At 61.3% G+C, this 19,517-nt stretch carries 17 protein-coding genes and 1 tRNA gene; 10 read left to right on the top strand and 8 right to left on the bottom strand.

The annotated features are described in order from the left end of the window. Nucleotides 1-104: 104 nt before the first annotated feature. The 5 genes from MUY37_RS12555 to MUY37_RS12535 all read right to left on the bottom strand — a co-directional run bounded on the left by MUY37_RS12555 (nucleotide 105) and on the right by MUY37_RS12535 (nucleotide 4,420). Nucleotides 105-890 carry an enoyl-CoA hydratase-related protein gene (locus tag MUY37_RS12555; protein ID WP_499195677.1) on the bottom strand — a complete coding sequence of 262 codons (786 nt, stop codon included), beginning with the start codon at nucleotides 888-890 and terminating at the stop codon, nucleotides 105-107. Nucleotides 891-980: 90 nt separating this feature from the next. Next, nucleotides 981-1,430: a methylmalonyl-CoA epimerase gene (gene mce / locus MUY37_RS12550; RefSeq protein ID WP_499195676.1), complete on the bottom strand. Its 450-nt coding sequence runs from the start codon at nucleotides 1,428-1,430 to the stop codon at nucleotides 981-983. A 42-nt stretch (nucleotides 1,431-1,472) separates the two neighbouring features. Beyond that, nucleotides 1,473-1,769 carry a GIY-YIG nuclease family protein gene (locus MUY37_RS12545; RefSeq protein WP_267899706.1) on the bottom strand — a complete coding sequence of 99 codons (297 nt, stop codon included), beginning with the start codon at nucleotides 1,767-1,769 and terminating at the stop codon, nucleotides 1,473-1,475. Nucleotides 1,770-2,082: 313 nt separating this feature from the next. After that, nucleotides 2,083-3,615: an acyl-CoA carboxylase subunit beta gene (locus MUY37_RS12540; RefSeq protein ID WP_499195675.1), complete on the bottom strand. Its 1,533-nt coding sequence runs from the start codon at nucleotides 3,613-3,615 to the stop codon at nucleotides 2,083-2,085. Between the two features lie 55 nt (nucleotides 3,616-3,670). Further along, nucleotides 3,671-4,420 carry a TlyA family RNA methyltransferase gene (locus MUY37_RS12535; RefSeq protein ID WP_499195674.1) on the bottom strand — a complete coding sequence of 250 codons (750 nt, stop codon included), beginning with the start codon at nucleotides 4,418-4,420 and terminating at the stop codon, nucleotides 3,671-3,673. A 34-nt stretch (nucleotides 4,421-4,454) separates the two neighbouring features. Between MUY37_RS12535 and MUY37_RS12530 the strand changes: the two genes are divergently transcribed. Both MUY37_RS12530 and MUY37_RS12525 read left to right on the top strand, forming a co-directional pair. Then, complete coding sequence (locus tag MUY37_RS12530; protein WP_499195673.1) at nucleotides 4,455-5,021, top strand: hypothetical protein; 567 nt, start codon at nucleotides 4,455-4,457, stop codon at nucleotides 5,019-5,021. Between the two features lie 596 nt (nucleotides 5,022-5,617). Next, the gene (locus MUY37_RS12525) at nucleotides 5,618-6,700 is read left to right on the top strand and encodes a branched-chain amino acid aminotransferase (RefSeq protein WP_499195731.1); all 1,083 of its coding nucleotides are present in this window, start codon (nucleotides 5,618-5,620) and stop codon (nucleotides 6,698-6,700) included. Here MUY37_RS12525 and MUY37_RS12520 read toward each other — a convergent pair whose 3' ends face one another. The 3 genes from MUY37_RS12520 to MUY37_RS12510 form a co-directional block, all read right to left on the bottom strand. Next, complete coding sequence (locus MUY37_RS12520) at nucleotides 6,701-7,588, bottom strand: DMT family transporter (protein WP_499195672.1); 888 nt, start codon at nucleotides 7,586-7,588, stop codon at nucleotides 6,701-6,703. 2 nt (nucleotides 7,589-7,590) lie between these two features. Continuing rightward, nucleotides 7,591-9,660, bottom strand: a complete 2,070-nt coding sequence (locus MUY37_RS12515) for an NAD(+) synthase (protein ID WP_499195730.1) — start codon at nucleotides 9,658-9,660, stop codon at nucleotides 7,591-7,593. 292 nt (nucleotides 9,661-9,952) lie between these two features. Then, nucleotides 9,953-10,954 carry a DNA topoisomerase IB gene (locus MUY37_RS12510; protein WP_499195671.1) on the bottom strand — a complete coding sequence of 334 codons (1,002 nt, stop codon included), beginning with the start codon at nucleotides 10,952-10,954 and terminating at the stop codon, nucleotides 9,953-9,955. A gap of 94 nt (nucleotides 10,955-11,048) precedes the next feature. On the opposite strand from MUY37_RS12510, the gene yghU reads away from it, so the two are divergent. The 8 genes from yghU (at nucleotide 11,049) to MUY37_RS12470 (ending at nucleotide 19,499) form a co-directional block, all read left to right on the top strand. Continuing rightward, the gene (yghU, locus tag MUY37_RS12505) at nucleotides 11,049-11,900 is read left to right on the top strand and encodes a glutathione-dependent disulfide-bond oxidoreductase (RefSeq protein WP_499195670.1); all 852 of its coding nucleotides are present in this window, start codon (nucleotides 11,049-11,051) and stop codon (nucleotides 11,898-11,900) included. Between the two features lie 69 nt (nucleotides 11,901-11,969). Continuing rightward, on the top strand, nucleotides 11,970-13,379 hold the full coding sequence (locus MUY37_RS12500; protein ID WP_499195669.1) for an MFS transporter: 1,410 nt from the start codon (nucleotides 11,970-11,972) through the stop codon (nucleotides 13,377-13,379). Nucleotides 13,380-13,393: 14 nt separating this feature from the next. Then, a tRNA-Gln gene (locus MUY37_RS12495) sits at nucleotides 13,394-13,468 on the top strand. A gap of 244 nt (nucleotides 13,469-13,712) precedes the next feature. After that, nucleotides 13,713-14,657 carry a hypothetical protein gene (locus MUY37_RS12490; protein WP_499195668.1) on the top strand — a complete coding sequence of 315 codons (945 nt, stop codon included), beginning with the start codon at nucleotides 13,713-13,715 and terminating at the stop codon, nucleotides 14,655-14,657. A 647-nt stretch (nucleotides 14,658-15,304) separates the two neighbouring features. Beyond that, on the top strand, nucleotides 15,305-16,213 hold the full coding sequence (locus MUY37_RS12485) for an N-acetylmuramic acid 6-phosphate etherase (RefSeq protein WP_499195667.1): 909 nt from the start codon (nucleotides 15,305-15,307) through the stop codon (nucleotides 16,211-16,213). Continuing rightward, the gene (locus MUY37_RS12480) at nucleotides 16,203-16,928 is read left to right on the top strand and encodes a GntR family transcriptional regulator (protein WP_499195666.1); all 726 of its coding nucleotides are present in this window, start codon (nucleotides 16,203-16,205) and stop codon (nucleotides 16,926-16,928) included. Before MUY37_RS12485 ends, MUY37_RS12480 begins: the two co-directional genes overlap by 11 nt. Beyond that, nucleotides 16,925-18,307, top strand: a complete 1,383-nt coding sequence (locus MUY37_RS12475) for an FAD-binding oxidoreductase (RefSeq protein ID WP_499195665.1) — start codon at nucleotides 16,925-16,927, stop codon at nucleotides 18,305-18,307. Before MUY37_RS12480 ends, MUY37_RS12475 begins: the two co-directional genes overlap by 4 nt. Next, nucleotides 18,300-19,499, top strand: a complete 1,200-nt coding sequence (locus MUY37_RS12470) for an anhydro-N-acetylmuramic acid kinase (RefSeq protein WP_499195664.1) — start codon at nucleotides 18,300-18,302, stop codon at nucleotides 19,497-19,499. The genes MUY37_RS12475 and MUY37_RS12470 overlap by 8 nt, the downstream gene beginning before the upstream one ends. Nucleotides 19,500-19,517: the final 18 nt, after the last annotated feature.

The following is a 19,517-nucleotide window of genomic DNA, read 5'->3' as shown; positions in this document are numbered from 1 at the left end:
TGTTCCTACGATGCCAATCTATCCATTCTATCTACGCATATCCGGCCACCTTTACCGGTATCGCTGCGAGGTTTCCGACCTCCGCGGCGCCCCCGAACATGGGCTCATTCGCCCTTGAATGCGGGCTTGCGCTTCTGGAGGAAGGCCATCCCGCCTTCCATCGCGTCCTTGCTCGCTCCGGCCACGCGCTGCCCCTCAGCCTCAGCAAGCATGACTTCGTTTACCGTTCCGTCGAGAGCGGCGGAGATATTCCGTTTCATGGTGCGCAAAGCCAGTGTGGGGCCATTGGCGAGCTTTTCCGCCAGTGCCCTCGCCTCGCCCATCAGCGCCTCGTCATCGACCGCCTTGTAGATGAGGCCCCAATCCTCGGCCTGCTGCGCACCGATCTTCTCGCCCAGCATCATCATGCGCGTGGCACGCGCACGGCCGATGGCGCGGGCCAGCAGCCAGGTGGAACCGCCGTCGGGGACCAGGCCGATATTGACGAAGGCCTGAAGGAAGTATGCGCTCTTGCCCGCCAGCACGAAATCACCGGCCAGCGCCAGGCTGCATCCGATCCCCGCAGCCGGTCCGTTGACCGCACAGATCACCGGAACCGGCGCGCGCAACACCATGCTGATCGCCGGATTATAATGGTTCTGCAACGCGCGATGGCTGCCGCCCTTGTTGGCTAGCGCGCTCCCCTCGCCGCGCGCGGAAAGGTCCGCGCCCGAGCAGAAGCCCTTGCCCGCACCGGTGATCAGCACCGCGCGGCTATCGCCCAGATCATAGAACGCCGCGCCGATTTCGTCCGCCATCTGCGGGGCCATCGCGTTCAGCCGGTCGGGCCGGTCGAGCGTGATGGTGGTAAGCGGGCCGTCCTTTTCGACGATAATGGTTTCGTAGCTCACGCGTCTCTCCCCGAAGGTTTATCTCGGCAGGAGGTTTACGCTAACGTCAAGCCAGAGTGCAAGGACGCTACGGCGCGCGGCGTTCGGCCTTCAGTTCGACCAGTGCGCGCCTTCCTTGGGCGTTTCCATGATCTCGGTCAGTTGGCCCATCATGTCCTTGGGGTGGAGGAAGAAGATCGGCGTGCCATGCGCACCGATGCGCGTGGGGCCGAGGATGCGTTTGCCGAGGTCCTCGAACCATTTGCGCGCGTCCTCGATATCCTCGACCTCGTAGCACAGGTGGTGCTGCCCCCCGGCGGGGTTCTTGGCGAGGAAGCCGGTCAGCGTGGACTGCTCGCCCAGCGGCTCGATCAGCTCGATCTGCGTGCCGTTGGTGCCCTCTTCGCCCGGCGTGTCGACGAAGCAGACCTTCACGCCCTGCTCCTCCAGATCGAAAGGCTCATGCGTGATCGTCGCGCCCATGACGTCGCGGTAATAGCGAAGCGAGTCCGCGATACTCGGTGTGGCCACCCCAATGTGATTCAATCGTCCCAGTTTCATTTCATTCTTCCGTCATTGCGAGCACGGTAATCCAGTTCGACCTTAGCCTTGGGCGATTTCCTCGAACAAGTCGCGCCACGTCGGATTTTCCATCTCGATCAGCGCGAGCTTGTCTTGCCTGCTCCCTGCCTTGATCTGCTTTTCGCGCAAAATTGCCGATTCCATAGTCTCATGGCATTCGAACCAGACCAACACTTTGCACCCATATCGTTTGGTAAATCCGTCGGCGACACCCTCACGGTGCTGCCATGCGCGCTGCGGCAGGTTCGAAGTCACGCCGGTATAGATCGTTCCATTGCGTCTGCTGGCCATGATGTAGACACAAGGCTCCTTCGTCATTGCGCGGCGACGCAGTCGCCGCGGCAATCCAGAGCGATCCGCGCGCCGCTCTGGATTGCTTCGCTACGCTCGCAATGACGATTGAGACGGCCGAGTTTCATTTGATCAATCCGAAATGCCTGAATGATGACTCAATGGCTTTCCGCTTGTCAGGAGGACAAGGGTAGGCCCGCTGTGTTCCCTGTCGATTGGGCGCAGTTCGCTTCGTAAGTCCGTGCCTATGCTTCAGATCAGCAATCCAGCAGGTTTTCGGCACGAAACCGAACTTCGCTTTCACGTGTTCCTGAATCTCCTTTTACGTCGCCATAATTCCTCACAGCGGAATATTATCATGCTTCTTCCACGGGTTCTCAAGCACCTTCCCCCTCAGCTTCCTTAGCCCCAGCGCGATCCGCCGACGCGTGGAGTGCGGGTAGATCACCTCGTCGATATAGCCGCGCTGCGCTGCCACGAAGGGGTTGGCGAAGCGGTCTTCGTATTCCTTGGTTTTCTCGGCGATCTTGTCGGGATCGTCGCGGTCCTGGCGGAAGATGATCTCCACCGCGCCCTTCGCGCCCATCACGGCGATTTCGGCGGTGGGCCAGGCGTAGTTGAGGTCGCCGCGCAGGTGCTTGGAGGCCATCACGTCATAGGCGCCGCCATAGGCCTTGCGGGTGATCACGGTGATCTTGGGCACGGTCGCCTCGGCATAGGCGAAGAGCAGCTTCGCGCCGTGCTTGATGATGCCATTGTGCTCCTGGGCCGTGCCGGGAAGGAAGCCGGGCACGTCGACGAAGGTCAGGATCGGGATTTCGAACGCATCGCAGAAGCGCACGAAACGCGCGGCTTTCTTCGACGAATTGATGTCGAGCACACCGGCCAGCACCATCGGCTGGTTCGCCACCACGCCCACCGTGCGCCCTTCGACCCGGCCGAAGCCGCAGAGGATATTGGCCGCATGGTTCGGCTGAATCTCGAAGAAATCGCCCTCGTCCAGCGTCTTCCGGATCACCTCGTGCATGTCGTAAGGCTGATTGGCGTTGTCGGGGATCAGCGTGTCGAGGCTCGGCTCCTCGCGGTCCCATGCGTCGCTGGTGGGGCGCTCGGGCACCTCCTCGCGGTTCGACAGCGGCAGGTAATCGACGAAATCGCGCGTGGCGAGCAGCGTCTCGATATCGTTTTCGAAGCTGTTGTCGGCGACGCTGGTCTTGGTGGTGTGCGTTTTCGCGCCGCCCAGCTCTTCCTGCGTGACGACCTCATTGGTCACAGTCTTCACCACGTCCGGGCCGGTGACGAACATATAGCTCGAATCCTCCACCATGAAGATGAAGTCGGTCATCGCAGGCGAGTACACCGCGCCGCCCGCGCACGGCCCCATAATAAGGCTGATCTGCGGCACCACGCCGCTGGCCAGAACATTGCGCTGGAACACCTCGGCATAGCCGCCGAGGCTGGCGACGCCTTCCTGGATGCGCGCGCCGCCGGAATCGTTGAGGCCGATCACCGGCGCGCCTACCTTCATCGCGGTGTCCATTACCTTGCAGATCTTTTCTGCATGGCGTTTGGAAAGAGAGCCGCCGAAGACTGTGAAATCCTGGGAGAAAACATAGACGAGGCGGCCGTTGATCGTGCCGCTGCCGGTGACAACGCCATCGCCGGGGATCTTCTGGTCCTGCATGCCGAAATCGACGCAGTCATGCTCGACATAGGTGTCGAGCTCTTCGAAGCTGCCCTCGTCGAGCAGGACATCGAGCCGTTCGCGTGCGGTCAGCTTGCCCTTGGCGTGCTGGGCATCGATCCGCTTCTGTCCTCCACCCATGCTGGCAGCTTCGCGGCGGCGTTCCATCTCGGCTATATTTGAAGACATGCTCTCTCCGTGAAATACGATTGCACGAGCGCCTAGGGCGAAGTGTGCCGCAGCGTCAATTCTGCCTTTGGTCGCGTTCGGCGGAAATGAGGAACTCTACATTTCCTTCCGGCCCTTTAATCGGGCTTTCAACAATGCCCTGCACCTCGAAATCCAGGCCTTCGATCCATTGGCGGACTTCGCCGCAAACCCGATCGTGCAGCATGGGATCGCTGACAACGCCCTTCTTGCCCACCTCTTCACGCCCGACTTCGAACTGCGGCTTGATCAGCGCGACCAGGCGGCAGCGCGGCCCGGCCAATTGCAAGGGCACTTCGAGCACTTTGGCGAGGCCGATGAAACTCGCATCGCACACCACCCAGCTAACGGGCCGATCGATAAGCTCCGGCGTGAGAATCCGGGCGCTGGTCTGTTCGAGCACGGTCACGCGCTCGTCTTGCCGCAGCTTCCAGGCGAGCTGGTTGGTCCCGCTATCGACCGCGAATACATGCGCCGCGCCGCCTTGGAGAAGCACATCGGTGAACCCGCCGGTCGAGCTGCCAATGTCCATCGCGGTGACACCTGCCGGATCGAGCCCGAAATGTTCGATCGCATGGGCAAGCTTAATCCCGCCTCGCGAGACCCAGGGATGATCGCGCCCCCGCACCTCGAGCGGCGCATCCTCGGCAAGTTGCTGCCCCGGCTTGGCGAGCTTCTGTTCGCCCGAGAAAACCAGCCCCGCCATGACGAGCGCCTGCGCGCGCGTGCGGCTCTCCACGAGGCCGCGGTCCACAAGCATCTGATCGAGACGTTTCTTCTTCGGCATTGGAAACTTGGCGCTTAGCGATCATTGAAGCGGCATGAAACCGATCTATTTCCTATTCGGCGGCGCATTGGCGCTCAGCTTCACCATCGCCGCCTGCGTACCCGCTCCGGATTCCACCCCCGCACCGAAGCCGACACCCACGCCGTCCCCGGTGCAGACAGCCCCTCCGCCGTCCGCCGCCGCCCCGGCACCTCCCAGGGAGAACTGGATCGACGAGGCGCGTACTCCGGGCGAATGGACCTACCGCAGTCGGGGCGGAAACGGTTCGGCTCAATATGTGGACAGCCGGGGCGCGCCGGTCTTTTCGATTCTCTGTATGGCAGACGATGCCAGGATTGCCTTGGTCCGCCATGGCGCGGGCAGCGGTACACCCGCGATGACCATTCGCACCGAAACGAGCGATCGCATGCTGAACACGAGTGGGTTGTCGCCCGACGAAGCGGGGCGCCCGGTCATCGCCGCTTACCTCGGCCGGACCGATCCGCTGCTCGATGCCATGGCGCTGACCCGTGGACGATTCGCTGTGGAAATTCCTGGTTTGTCTACACTCTACCTGCCGCCTTGGGCCGAAGTGACCCGAGTGATCGAAGACTGCCGCTGATGCGATTCCCGAAACGGCGCCCCTCGTGATCCCGATCGGATCGAACAAAGAAAAAGGCCCGGAGAATGCTCCGGGCCACAAACGCCAATTCTGACGTGGGAAAACTTTTTTTCAAGGGTTGTTTTCGCGCGCTGAGGGCAACAAATTGGTATCCAAGATCAGCGGCGAAACGCGGTCTTGTTCCCCGGAGACGGGGTACTTTGGCTCTAAACAGCGCGAAAGGAGGTGATCCGATGTCTCATGGTTCAGCAGAGAGGTCGGCAAGTTTCCGCGCGAGGTACTATCGGTAAGCAGAACCGATAGAGACTTCGTGAGCGGCACTTCCCGCCGCTGACCATGCGAAGGGCGATCCTCCTACGGGCGAGGGTCGCCCTTCTCATTTTGTTGGGAATTTATTGTTGCGTGCGGGAAGCGCATCCGCGCTTCCCTTGGCCATTCCGCCCCGCTCCCCCTCCCGACCACCCATAGAATACCGTGCCGTGGGTGGCCGGGAGGGGGCGCGGGAAGGAACAGCAAGCTATCGACGGATGCCGATAGCGCACCGAACAAAAGACTCTTCCTTGCCTCTGGCGCCCTCACCCATTACCCGCGCATCCATGGATTTCGAGCACCTTCCCCACCCAGCCCCGGTTCCTTCCGGAACGCGCCAGCAAGCGTTGGAAAATCCCGGCTTCGGCCGACTATTCACCGACCACATGGTCGTGATCGACTATGACGAGGACAAAGGTGGCTGGTACAAGGCGACACTCGGCCCGCGCGAGGCGATCAGCCTCGATCCGGCGGCGGCGGTGTTGCACTATGCGCAGGAAATCTTCGAAGGCATGAAAGCCTATAAGCAGGGCGACGATAGCCTTGCGCTGTTCCGGCCCGAACAGAACGCGCGCCGCTTCAACGAAAGCGCGCGGCGCATGGCAATGCCCGAATTGCCCGAGGAACTGTTCCTCGAATCGATCCGCCAACTGGTCGCGAAGGATCGCGACTGGGTTCCTTCCGATCCGGACGGTTCGCTCTATTTGCGCCCCTTCATGTTCGCGTCCGAGGCCTTTCTCGGTGTGCGGCCCGCACGGCAATACAAGTACATTCTCATCGCTTCCCCGGTCGGCCCTTACTTCAAAGGCGGCGCGAAGCCGGTGAAGATCTGGGTCAGCCGCAACTACACCCGCGCCGCCCCCGGCGGCACGGGTGCCGCCAAGACCGGCGGCAATTATGCCGCCAGCCTTGTTCCACAGGCGGAAGGCATCGATCAGGGTTGTGATCAGGTGGTGTTCCTGGATGCGATCGAGAAGAAATGGATCGAAGAACTGGGCGGTATGAACCTGTTCTTCGTGTTCGCGGACGGCACGGTCATCACGCCCCCGCTCACCGGCACAATTCTGCCCGGCATTACGCGCGACAGCCTGATCCAGTTGCTGCGCGAAGAAGGCCTCCAGGTGCGCGAGGAACCTTACAGCATCGACCAGTGGCGCGCCGACGCGACGGAAGGCCGACTTCTCGAGACGATGGCCTGCGGCACGGCCGCGGTCGTGACCCCGGTGGGCACCGTGCTCGGCCCCGACGGCGAATTCACGATCGGCAGCGGCGGGATCGGGCAAATGACCCACAAAATTCGCGAAAAGCTGGTCGGCATCCAGAAGGGCGCAGTCGAGGACACCCACGGCTGGACGGTCAAACTCGACTGATCAGAAACGTGGCCGCACCAGGAAGCGGCGAGTAAAGGTCTCGCTTGGCCGCAACACGATGATTGCCACCCCGGCAAGTGCAATGGCACCGCCGATGACCAGTCGCTCGCCGATCGCGTCCCCGGTAAGCCAGGCTCCGAACAGGATCGTCAGAATCGGCGTGAACAGCGTAAGCGGGACGACGAGGTTGGCGTCGTGCTCCTGCAGCAGGCGATAGTAGGCGGTATGCGCCCCGACCGAAACGATGATCGCGGCGAAGAACAGGCAGGCAGCGAGCGCCCACGGGGCCTTCGACAGGGCCACCATCTGACCGGCTTCAATCGCTGCCGTCAACGGAATCAGCACAGCGACCGAGGCGACCGCCGCCCAGGCCTGTAAACGAATGGAAGATATATCGAGCCGCTTCACGAAAACCGATCCAAGCGCCCCCACGACCGCCGAGACAAACACGAGCAACAGGCCCGTACTCGTTTCCATCTGGTTGTCCCCAGCCATGGCGAAAAGCACACCGCCGAAGGCCAAGCCAATCCCCAACCCACGCCGCCAACGAATGCGTTCGCCGAGGAAGATGATGGCGAAGAGCACGGTCATGGGCGCGCCGGTCAGGCTGACGACCCCGGCCGCCGAAGGGCTTGCGGTCGCGAGGCCCATGAACAGCAAGGCGAAAGACCCGCCGCTGATGGCGAGGCCAATCAGGAGCACCTGCCAGAGCTTGTCCGGCAGTGGGCGCAGCAGCGGTATGAGAACGGTCACAATGATCACCGAGCGCAGCAGCGCATAGAACAACGGCGGCGTTCCGAGATCGGCGATGGCAATCTTGCTGACAACGACGTTGAGCGCCCAGACGACGTTGCACAGCATCATGATGACCAGCGCCCGCAGCGGCATCGTCAGTCATCCAGATCGGGCAAGGCAGCCACCAGTTCGGCAAGCCAGGTATCGGCCACCGCATCGCTCGGCGCGCGCCAGTCCCCGCGCGGGCTCAGCGCACCACCCGCGCTGACCTTCGGCCCGTTGGGCAAGGCGCTGCGCTTGAACTGGCTGAAGCCGAAGAAACGCCTGAGGAAGTTTTCCAGCCATCTGGCGATGGTGGCGAGATCGTATTCGTTCTTGGCATCATCCGGGAAGTCTATCGGCCAGAGACCTGATTTCGCGTCCTTCCAGGCATGCCAGGCGAGGAATGCGACATGGCTCGGTTTCTGTCCCCAGCGGATGGTGTGGTGGAGGAAGAAGTCGTTGAGCTCGTAAGGGCCGATGATCGATTGCGTACTCTGGATCTGCCCGTCCGCGCCCGCCGGGACCAGTTCTGGGCTGATCTCCGTGTCGAGGATGTCGGCCAGCACGGCATCGACACCCTCATCGAACTGGCTGGTCTGCGTAGTCCAGCGGATGAGGTACTGGATCAGCGTCTTGGGCACGCCCGCATTGACGCCGTAATGGCTCATGTGGTCGCCCACGCCATAGGTGCACCAGCCGAGCGCAAGTTCGCTGAGATCGCCCGTTCCGATGACCCAGCCCCCATGCTGGCCGGCAAGCCGGAAGAGGTAATCCGTGCGCAAGCCCGCCTGCACATTCTCGAAGGTCACATCGTAAACCGGCTCGCCATCGGCAAAGGCGTGGCCAATATTCTCCAGCATCATGGTCGCCGTTGGCTTGATGTCGATTTCCTCGGCAGCGATGCCGAAAGCGTCCATCAGCCGCCAGGCATTGGACTTGGTCCCCTCGGACGTCGCGAAGCCGGGCATCGTATACCCCCGGATGTCCGTGCGCGGGCGACCGAGCCGGTCCATCGCCTTGGCTGCAACGATCAGCGCATGCGTGCTGTCGAGCCCGCCCGATATGCCAATCACCAGGCATTTGGGGTTGGTCGCCTGGATACGCCGCATCAGCGCGTCGACCTGGATGTTGAACGCCTCGTAACAGTCCTCATCCAGTTTGTGCGCGCGATTGGGCACGAACGGGAAACGGCGGACGGGACGGTTCAATCCGATGTCGGCGCGCGATGCCGCGTGCTCGAATTCGATGCGGCGATACCAGTCTTCCGGGCGCCCTGCCGCCTCGGCTGCATCGTTGAAGGTCTGCATCCGCATGCGCTCGGACAGAATCCGCTGCGTGTCCACATCGGCGATGCACAGTTCAGGCTCCAGCTCGAACCGCACGCTTTCGACAAGCAGATCGCCCAGTTCGTAGATCATCCCCTGCCCGTCCCAGGCGAGATCGGTCGTGCTCTCGCCATGTCCGCTGGCCGAATAGGCATAGGCGCAGACCGAACGGTTCGAGCTTGCCCGGCTGAGGAGATGGCGCTCATCCGACTTGCCGATCGTGATGTTCGAGGCCGACAGGTTGAGGAGTATCGTAGCCCCGGCCAGCGCGGCGAGCGTGCCGGGGGGATTGGGCGCCCAGAAATCTTCGCAAATCTCGATCCCGAAGGTGAAGCCGGGCAGATCGCTGGCGGAAAAGATCAGGTCGGTGCCGAAAGGCACTTCCCGCCCGCCGCAGCGGATCGTCAAGCCGGTGCATTCGCGGCCATGCGCGAACCAGCGCTTTTCGTAATATTCGCGGTAGTTCGGCAGATAGCTTTTCGGCACGACACCGAGCAACTCGCCGCGCGCCACGACCAGTGCGCAATTGTAGATCCGGCCATTACGCCGCAAGGGCGCGCCGAGAACAAGCACGGGCGATAGGTCACGCGATGCTTCGCAAATCGCCTCGATCTGCGTTTCGACGGCATCGAGCAATGCCGACTGCAGGTGAAGGTCATCAAGCGCATAGGACGACAGCGAAAGCTCTGGATAGAGCAGCAGATCGACAGCTCGCGCATCCGCCATCCGTGCCTGTTCCAGGATGCCTTCGGCATTATAGGCGATATCGGCGGTGCGCACCTTCGGGGTACTCGTCGCCATGCGCACGAAGCCGTGCGTATGCAGGTCGAAGAAGGGGTGGATATCGCTGCCGCTCATGGGGGCGGGACCTTTCTCGTCGGAATTTTTCGAAGCGGGCTCGAGCCAGTCCGCCGGCTCGCAAATCCCGAGATCGGCGAGGCGTTTCTGGACCGAGGCCCGGGCAATCTTGCCCCTGGCTTCCCAGCCGTAGACCGTGCGGCTGGGCCAGGGTTCCGGATCGCCATAGCGCGTCCCGAATTCCCCCGCACTAAGCGGCGGATCATGGGTTTCGCGAAAGGCGCGTATCTTGGCACCTGCCACATGCATGAAGGCTCGGTATCCCTAAAGGATACTAGATGCAAGCTGCGAGCTAGGCCGCGAGCAGGTCCGCTGCGGCCGGGCTTTCCTGCAGCAGTTCGATCAAGCCGCGTTCTTCCCTGGTGAGCCATTTGGTCGCGCGCGGAAGGCGCGTTTTCGTGCGCCATTCTTCCTGCCGTTCGACCAGATCGATCACGGCTGGATGGATATAGCTCTTGCGGGTGACGGCGGGGGTATTGCCGAGCCTGTCCGCGACGCAATCGAGCAGCGCCTTGATCGGCAACTCTCCCGCGCCTTCGAGCAGACACTGAAACGCCATCACGCTGCCATGCCATGTGCGGAAATTCTTGGCCGTAAATCGTTCGCCCATGGTTTCGGCAAGGTATTCGTTGACGTCGGAAGAACCGACCGCCTGGACATCGCCGTCCTCGTCCACATATTTGAACAGGTTCTGGCCGGGCAAATCCTGCATCTTGCGTACCAGCCGCGTCAAACTGCCATCCGACAGGGTTACTTCACGCAGTTTGCCGCCCTTCCCCTTGTAGCGCAGCCGCAGCGTCTTGCCAGTTAGCTCCGCATGGCGCTTCCGCAGGGTGGTTGCCCCGAAGCTGCGGTTGCGCTGCGCATATCCCTCGTTCCCGACCCGCACCGCGCCGAGATCGAGCAAGCGGACAACGCTGGCGACCGCCCGCTCGCGAGTGAGCTTGCGCCCCCGCAGATCGTCTTCCACCCGCTTGCGCACCAGCGGCAGCAAGCTTCCGAAGGTCACACAGCTATCGAACTTCTCGCCCTCTCGCGCCGCGCGGAAATCGGGGTGATAGTGATATTGCTTGCGCCCCTTGGCATCCACGCCGGTCGCCAGGATATGGCCGTTGGGTGCCGGACAAAACCAGGCGTCGCGATAGGCCGGGGGCAGCGCAATCGCATTGAGCCGTTTCTTCTCCTGCGGATCGGTAATCAGCCGACCTTCGGCATCGTAATAGGCCCATCCCTTACCCGCCCCTTTCCGGGTGATACCGGGCAGATCGTCGTCGACATAGATGAGCTTCGTCATAGCGTAGGGAACAACCGTAGGATGGCTGTCACGGTTCCCCACCTTGTGACGAATGGCGGGGTGAACTAGCCATCCCGCCCAAAGGAGAACGAGTTTGGCCGACCCTACCTACACCCCGCCCGAAGTCTGGAATCACGATGCCGAGAACGGTGGCCGCTTCGCCAGCATAAACCGCCCCACTTCCGGTGCGCGCGAGGAAAAAGAGCTGCCTGTCGGTCAGCACGATTTCCAGCTCTATTCGCTCGCCACGCCCAATGGGGTGAAGGCGACGATCATGTTCGAGGAATTGCTCGAGGCGGGCCATGGGGGCGCGGAATACGATGCCTGGACGATCGATATCGGCGATGGCGACCAGTTCGGTTCGGGCTTCGTCGGCCTCAATCCCAATTCGAAGATCCCCGCCCTGCTCGACCGCAGCGGCAGCGAGCCCGTGCGCGTGTTCGAAAGCGGTGCGATCCTGATGCATCTGGCCGAAAGATTCGGCGCTTTCCTACCCACCGACCGCAGCCGCGCGGAAGTGCTGAGCTGGCTGTTCTGGCAGGTCGGCAGCGCGCCCTTCATCGGCGGCGGCTTCGGCCATTTCTACGCCTATGCCCCGGAGAAATACGAATATCCGATCAACCGCTATGCGATGGAAACCAAGCGCCTGTTCGACGTTGCCGACGAGCGCCTGGCGGACAGCGAATTCCTCGGCGGGAAGGACTACACGATTGCCGATATCGCCGCCTATCCCTGGATCGCTCCCTTCGTTTTCGGCGAGATTTATGGTGAAGCGAAGACCTTCCTTTCCATCCAAGAATACACGCATGTGGAACGCTGGGTGAGACAGATCGCCGAGCGCCCGGCAGTGCGGCGCGGACGCATCGTCAACAAAGTCTGGGGCGAGGATGACGAACAGCTACGCGAACGCCACTCGGCCGCAGATTTCGAAGGCAAGCGATATTGATCGCACCGCCGCGGGCTTGACTTCGCGCCTTCCATGACCTCCCAATAGGTTTCATGGGAGAACCGAATTGTGAGTAAGCCGATCCCCGCCGCCGGGCGACTGGAGAAGATCGGGTACGGGATCGGCGATCTCGCATCGTCCTTCTACATCAACTTCTTCAACATCTACCTGCTCTACTTTTTCGTGGAGCTGGGCGGTGTTGGCCCGGCGGCGATGGGCCTCATGCTGCTGCTGACGAAGTTCTTCGATGCCATAACCGACCCGGTAATGGGCGCGATCGGGGACCGGACGCGCAGCCGCTGGGGTCGCTATCGCCCCTATCTGCTGTGGGGCGCGGTTCCGTTCGGCCTGTTCGGCGCGGCGATCTTCGCGGCACCCGACATGTCGAAAAATGGAATGCTCGTATGGGCTTATGTGACCTATACGCTGACGATGGTCGCATTCACCGCGACCAATGTGCCTTATTCGGCGCTGATGGGGGTGGTGTCGCCCAACGCCGATACACGCTCGTCCTTCGCCGCCTACCGCATGGTTTTCTCCGCTTTGGCCGTGGTGGCGGTGGCGGTTATCGCGACAACGCTGGTACGTGAGTTGGGCGCGGGAGACGAGCGGCGCGGAATCATGCTGACGATGTTCCTTATCGCCGGCGCCGGATCACTCTCGCTGCTGATCGCATTCGCCTCGAGCAGAGAGAGAATTCCACCGGCCCGGACCAATGGGCGCATTCGCGACGATGTGAGATTGCTCGTCCGCACGCCAGCCTGGATAGCCGTTGCCGTCGCTGCAATGCTGACCCCGGTAGCCCTCGCCTCGCGCGCGAGCAGTGCACTGTTCTGGTTCCGCTATGTGGCGGGCGACGATGGCACGCCGATCTTCCTGTTTCTCGACAGGATCGGCCTCTTCTACACAGCCTTCGCAGTGGGCCAGTTGGTCGGAGTCGTTTTCGCGGCCTCGATGGCGCGCCGGTTCGACAAGGCCCGTCTGCTGATCTTCGCCGGCGCGCTCGAAGTCGCTGCGATTGCGATCTTCCATCTGATGCCGCTCGACGCGATCTGGCCGCAAACGATCGCGCAAGTGTTCGTCGGTGTAGGCCTCGGCATGATGATGATGCTCGCTTATTCGATGTTCACCGACATTGCCGAATATCTCGACTGGTCGACGGGTCGCCAGATGACCGGCCTCGCCGTGTCCGGCGCGGTTTTCGCGATCAAGACCGGCGTGGCAGTCGGGGCGGCGTTGCCGGGTATGCTGTTCGCGCTGACCGGGTTCGAGACGGGGGTTGTGCAGACCGATTCGGCGAAGTTCGGTATCGACCTCGCCTTCGCGATAGTGCCCGCCGCGATCATCATTCCCGCGGGCGTTGCGATGTTCTTCTACAAGCTCGACCGGCGGACGATTGCACGATTCGAAGGTGAGCTTGCCGAACGACGCATGCAATCCGAGCCCACCCCCTTCCCTTCCGCGCCGGACACGCTATAGGGGCGCGCACCTGCTGGGGTGTAGCCAAGTGGTAAGGCATCGGTTTTTGGTACCGACATTCGCAGGTTCGATCCCTGCCACCCCAGCCAGTTAACCTCAAAACCAGCCGAAAGGCACGGAAATCCGTGCTTTTCCCAAATGCGAATTCACAGTTGTCCCCAGCAACTGTCCCAACCAGCTGTCCCAAGGCAGGGGTGACAGCAGGCCGAAAAAGGCTTGCCCCATATGCCCCGATCACCCGTTCAGAACCTCAAACGCCGCGGCGCTGTCTACTGGTGGCGTCGGACCATTTCACTCACCTGTTTGGATTTTTCGGAGTCTCGACTCATAAGCTTGGAGTTCAGCCTCTTCACCAAGGAGCTGGACAGCGCCCGCAGACGTGCTGCGGCGATGACCGCTTACAGTGAGAGATTGAGGATGAGTTTCCGGGATAACGTCGCGCAGTTAGGATTGGACGAGCAGTCCATAAGCACGATCTTCGTCGAAGAAGTGCGCAGCTACCGCAACGAGCTCGTCCATCTCGAGGCCGCCTGGAAGGCGCACTCGGTCTGGAGCAAGGTTTCCAACCGCGATGACGATCTGGCGATGTTCCAGTCGCTCTGGAAAGGAATTGCCGACGAAGGGCTCGGCGTTCCCCGCGACTGGGACTTCGTCGAAAAGCATTTCTCCGAATTCGACCACGACATGCAATGTCGTGTGCTGGATCTGCTTCGCGATCACCAAGACCTGCCGGAATCGCTTCGGCTGACCGCGCAGGCGCGTCTCGAGCAGGCTGGCGCTCCCAGCAACGCGGTCAGCATACCGGTTGCAGTGGATGTGATCGCCCGGGCGCGCGCCGAGGCAGCCCGACGTGTGAAGGAAAATGCCGATTTCGACGGTCTCGCCAAGCTCGCATCCCTTGCGACTTCGTTCGTGAAGGCGGTCATGCCGCCCGAAGGCGCGACCCGGCCCGCTAGCCAGTTTCCCGGCGCGTCGCCCCTCTTGGCGTCGCCGCTCACTGCAGAGCAGCGGCGGTATGCTGCAATGGCGCCGACCAGATTCGCCGAGGTGTTTATCAGCGAAAAGTTCGGCGGTCTGGCGCATCGCGAGGATGACAAGCATCAGCGCGAGATGGTGCAGGACTCGACCCTGCGCGACATCCGCTGGGTGGCGGTCTTTACTAGAGAAGGCAATGCCCAAGGGCACGCCGTTCTCTCAGGTCACTATGGAGCACGCGACTTCTCTCGACCGGTGGTTCGGACTCCTACCGACGACCATGGGAAAGTCGCCGAAGGATAGAGAACCGGACACGACCTTCGAGATGATCGGGGAACGTGCACTCCAGCGGGTCGAAAGCGGGGAACTCAGCGCCGATCAGATTGGCCTCAGAGTTAATACAAGCAACTAGCACTGGCAGAACTTCGCGCGCATACACCAACATCTTCGCTCGGTCGTTCCTGGCGTGCTCGAAGTATGCGTCGCGAAGTTCATCACTCCTGAAACGAAAGACGAGCAAGAGGCCCGAGACGCGTACACCAAGGAACGGGGGCAGGCGATTTTCAGTCTCCCCCCTGGACGGGTTGTGCTGGGCTTAACGACAGGCTGAAGGCGGGCAGTGAGATCATCCACGACGCAATTGTGGCGCTATCCTCGATCCCACTAATTCCGTAGAGCATTGAAACGACGGTCTCTTGTTGGTGCGCTTTCAAGCCTCAGGTGCGCTGGACCCGTGTTAGCAACTCCATACCCAAGCACATAAGTAGAAGTCCTGCAGCCAGAGACACCGCGGGAAATAGCGAAGCATTCTGGTCGCGCCTCTCCGGCTCTCACATTGCAATCGAGCCGATCGGCGTGAGACATGAAACATCAAGAAAGCCAGGCCAGCAAAAATATTACCAATATAATACAGGTATTGCCATGGCAGGGGTTTGCGCTAGAATGGTGGCATGACGAGACCCGTACAACGCAACTCCGGCGTCAGTTTGCCTGAGCAGATCAACGGCGACATAGCGCAAATGCTTGCCGGACAGGTGGAGGCGGCGCAGTCGACCGAAGCTCTTGCACCGCTGATTGCGGAGACGGTGGCCGAAGCAGTGCCGCGCCTGAAGCAGGGCGGTCGTATTATATTGGTAGGAGCCGGCACATCTGGACGCATAGCGGTTCAGGACGGAGTCGAGCTCGCACCGACCTATGGCTGGCCGATGAAGCGCCTGAAATTCCTGCTCGCCGGCGGGGAGAGCGCACTGGTGGAAAGCTCAGAGGCTGCGGAGGACGATGCTGCATTGGCAATCAATGAGATTTCGGATTGTGAGATCACTCCGCATGATGTGGTGATCGGCGTCGCAGCCAGCGGCAGAACACCATACACATGCGCCGCGATCGAGCATGCGCGCGCGCAAGGCGGACTGACCATCGGGATCGCCAACCAGCCCCAAACGCCTTTGCTTGCCCTTGCGGAAATCGCGCTTTGCGCTGAAACCGGACCTGAGTTCATCGCGGGCTCTACTCGCATGAAAGCCGGAACAGCGCAGAAGATTGTGCTCAACACACTTTCCACGGGCATGATGGTCGGTCTCGGCCGAACCCATCTCGGACTGATGACGCATATGTCAGTTTCCAATGAAAAACTGCGCCAGCGTGCAGTCGACATCATCTCAACGATTGCCTCTGTTTCTGCCGAGGAGAGCCGGCAGGCGCTGGCACGCGCGGGAAATGATTTGCCCATGGCCATCCTGATCGCGGCAGGGTTTGCGCGTCCGCAAGCTGAGCTGGCACTTGACGAGTCCGGCGGCAGTGTCGGGTTGGCCTTGTCCCTCCTGTTGCGACAATCTGAGGGAGTGTCCAATGGCGCTTGACCTTGCACCCGGCCGGACCCGCTCTACTCCGCTCTATCTTCAGATCGCTGCCAATCTCAAGCAGCACATCATCGCAGGCGAGTGGCGCGAAGGTGAGGCTGTTCCGTCCGAACGTGAATTGTGCGCCCTGACCGACGCATCCCGTGTTACCGTGCGCAAGGCCATTGCTGAATTGATCTCCGAAGGTTTGCTTTCGCGTCGGCAGGGATCAGGAACCTTTGTCAATCGCGTCATCGAGACCAAGAACGACGCGCTGGGGAGCTTCAGCGACGAGGCTTTGGCCCGCGGCGGGACGCCGGGTACCATCTGGATCATGCGGGCGATTGCCCGCCCGACCGAGGACGAGGCCAATATCCTCGGCATTGGCCGTGACAGCGAGGTGGTCCGACTTGGGCGTGTGCGGTTGCTCGATGGAGAGCCGCTCGCAATAGAGCATGCAGTCGTCCCGAAGACGTTCCTGCCTCCGGTCGAGCAGATCGAAGGCTCACTCTACAGGTCATTCGAAGCTCTCGGGAACCGACCCGTCGGGGGCACGCAGAGTATTCATGCTTCGCTTGCGACGCCGACCGAGGCCGGGCTGTTGTCGATTGCCGAGCAAAGCGCAGTTCTCAGAATCGAACGCGTCACGCGCAACGCCAAGGGCGATATCGTCGAGCTTACCCGGTCTGTTTATCGCGGAGATCGATACAAGTTCGTCTCGGACCTGCACCAATGAGCTCTGTGGCAGACCTGATCGCGGCGCTGCCCGATCTTGCCTGGCTCGATGCCGACGAAGTTCGGTTGCGGCAGACCAGTTACTGGGATGCATCCCCTCTTCAGGCATGCGCGCTCGCACGGCCTCGGACAACCCAGCAGGTGTCCGAACTCCTCAGTCGGGCCTCTTCGAGTGCGCAAACCGTCGTTACTCATGGCGGGCGGACTACCTGCGTAGATGGTGTGCGCGGACAGGCTGATGACATCGTCCTCTCGCTCGAGCGCATGAACCGCATCCTCGAGATCGATTGTGTCGAGGGTGTAGCGATCGTCGAAGCCGGCGTGGTTCTCGAGACACTCCAGGAAGCGGTTGCCGAAAAGGGCATGGTTCTGCCGCTTGACCTCGGCGCGCGCGGAACCTGCACGATCGGGGGCAATGTCGCCACCAATGCTGGTGGGGTGAACGTTCTGCGATATGGCATGATGCGCAATCTGGTGCTCGGGCTCGAAGCTGTCCTCCCGACCGGCGAGGTGGTTTCTTCGATGAACCGCATGCTGAAGAACAATTCGGGATATGACCTCAAGCAGCTCTTCATCGGCAGCGAAGGCACTCTCGGTGTCGTAACCAAGGTCGTCCTTCGGCTAGAACCCAGCTTTTCTGGTCGAGAAGTTGCGCTCGTGGCGTTGGACAGTTTCGATGCGGTGCTAACGCTTCAGGCACATGCCAGGAGACACCTCACCAGCACCTTGCTTGCTTTTGAAGTCATGTGGGGCAGTTACTACGATGCTGTAACCGGTGACGGAGGACATCGGGCTCCGATCGCCCCCGGTGCGCCTTACTACGCCCTGATCGAAGCGGTCGCGGATGAATCCGGTGGTGGGAACGGCCTGGTCTCGCTCCTAGAGCGTAGTCTTGAGGCCGGCACGCTTGCCGATGGCGCTGTCGCCACCTCCGAACGCGAAAGGCTCGAATTCTGGAAGGTCAGGGACGATTTTGAGCGCATTCTCGAAGCATCGCCTGTCTTTCTCTACGACATCAGCCTGCCGCTGCGGTCCGTGAACCATTACATCCGCGATCTCATGCACTCTTTCGCAGAGCGTTTTCCCGAGGGCGAGATGCATGTCTTCGGACACCTTTGTGACGGCAATCTCCATCTTTTCCTTACGCCCAAAGCTCAAACTTCAAACCCCGATGATGTTCGCCAGGCAGCAGATGAGGCCGTCTATCTGAACCTCTCGCGCTACGACGGCGCTGTATCGGCCGAACATGGGATCGGCAGAGAGAAAAAGGGCTGGCTGCATGTCTCGCGAAGCGAAGGCGAGATCGAATTGATGCGCAGGCTGAAGCGTATGCTCGACCCCGCCAATATCCTCAATCGCGGCCTCGTTTTCGATGTTTGACGATATCGCCAAGCTCGCGCGGATTGCTGCCAAGCCTGAACGCCATATCGTTGGCCTGATGAGCGGGACCTCGCTCGACGGTCTGGATATTGCGTTGTGCCGCGTCGAAGGGGCGGGCGAAGCGACGTGTCTAACGCTCGATGCCTTCACAACCATTCCTTACAGCGACGATTTCCGCGGCCGCGTGGGTGAGGTTTTTGCCAAGCGGTCGATCGATCTCGAACGGCTTTGTCTGCTCAACCCTTTCGTCGCGCAGGTGCATGCTGACATGATCCTGTCGGCGCTTGAGGAATGGCAGCGTCCGGCGAGCAGTATCGATCTGATCGCGAGCCACGGCCAGACAGTGTATCACGCGCCAGGCTCTGCTGGTGATGAGATGCCTGGGGTCAATGCCACGCTGCAGCTGGGTGATGGTGACCACATCGCCCATCGCACCGGGATCATTACTGTGCATGATTTCCGGCAGAAGCAGATTGCAGCGGGCGGCGAAGGTGCGCCGCTTGCAGCCTATGGCGATTACCTGCTGTTTGGCGAGGACAGCAAGGACCATATCCTGCTCAATATCGGCGGAATTGCCAATCTGACTTTCGTGCCGGGCAAGGCAAAAGGGCGCTGGTCCTCCTGCACCGATATCGGGCCGGGAAATACCGTTATGGACCAGCTCGTGCAGCGTCATTTTCCGGCAATGCGTTTCGATGCTGACGGGGCGCTGGCGGCGCGCGGCACGGTGTTACCAGAGTTGCTCAAGCACCTTCTGGCTGATCCCTTTTTCGCGCGACCCGCGCCCAAGACAACCGGTCCGGAGACTTTCAACCTGGCGTGGCTCGATGCAGCGGCGAGCCGGTCTGGCCATAGCGCGGCACAAACTGTAGACCTGCTTGCCACGCTGAGCTTGTGCTCGGCGCGCTCGATCGCTTCATCAATCGATGCGCTCGGTGCAGCCGAGGACGCGGCTATCTATGTCAGCGGCGGTGGCGCCCGCAATCCCACACTCATGGCGAATATCCGTCGCGAACTTGCCCACCGCCACCAGGTGTTCACCACCGATGAGCTTGGCATCGATCCTGATGCCAAGGAAGCTGTTCTGTTTGCAGTGCTTGCCAACGAGACCATCGCCGGGCGCGGGATCGCCGACGGCCGGATTGCAGGCATGCCGTCGATATCGATGGGGAAGATCAGTTTACCAGGATGAACGAGATGGCAAACAATC

The organism is Qipengyuania sp. ABI-127-1 (assembly GCA_022953095.1).
GTDB lineage: Bacteria > Pseudomonadota > Alphaproteobacteria > Sphingomonadales > Sphingomonadaceae > Qipengyuania.
The sequence above is the reverse complement of the archived record's forward strand: the minus strand, read 5'-3'. Positions and strand labels throughout refer to the sequence as shown.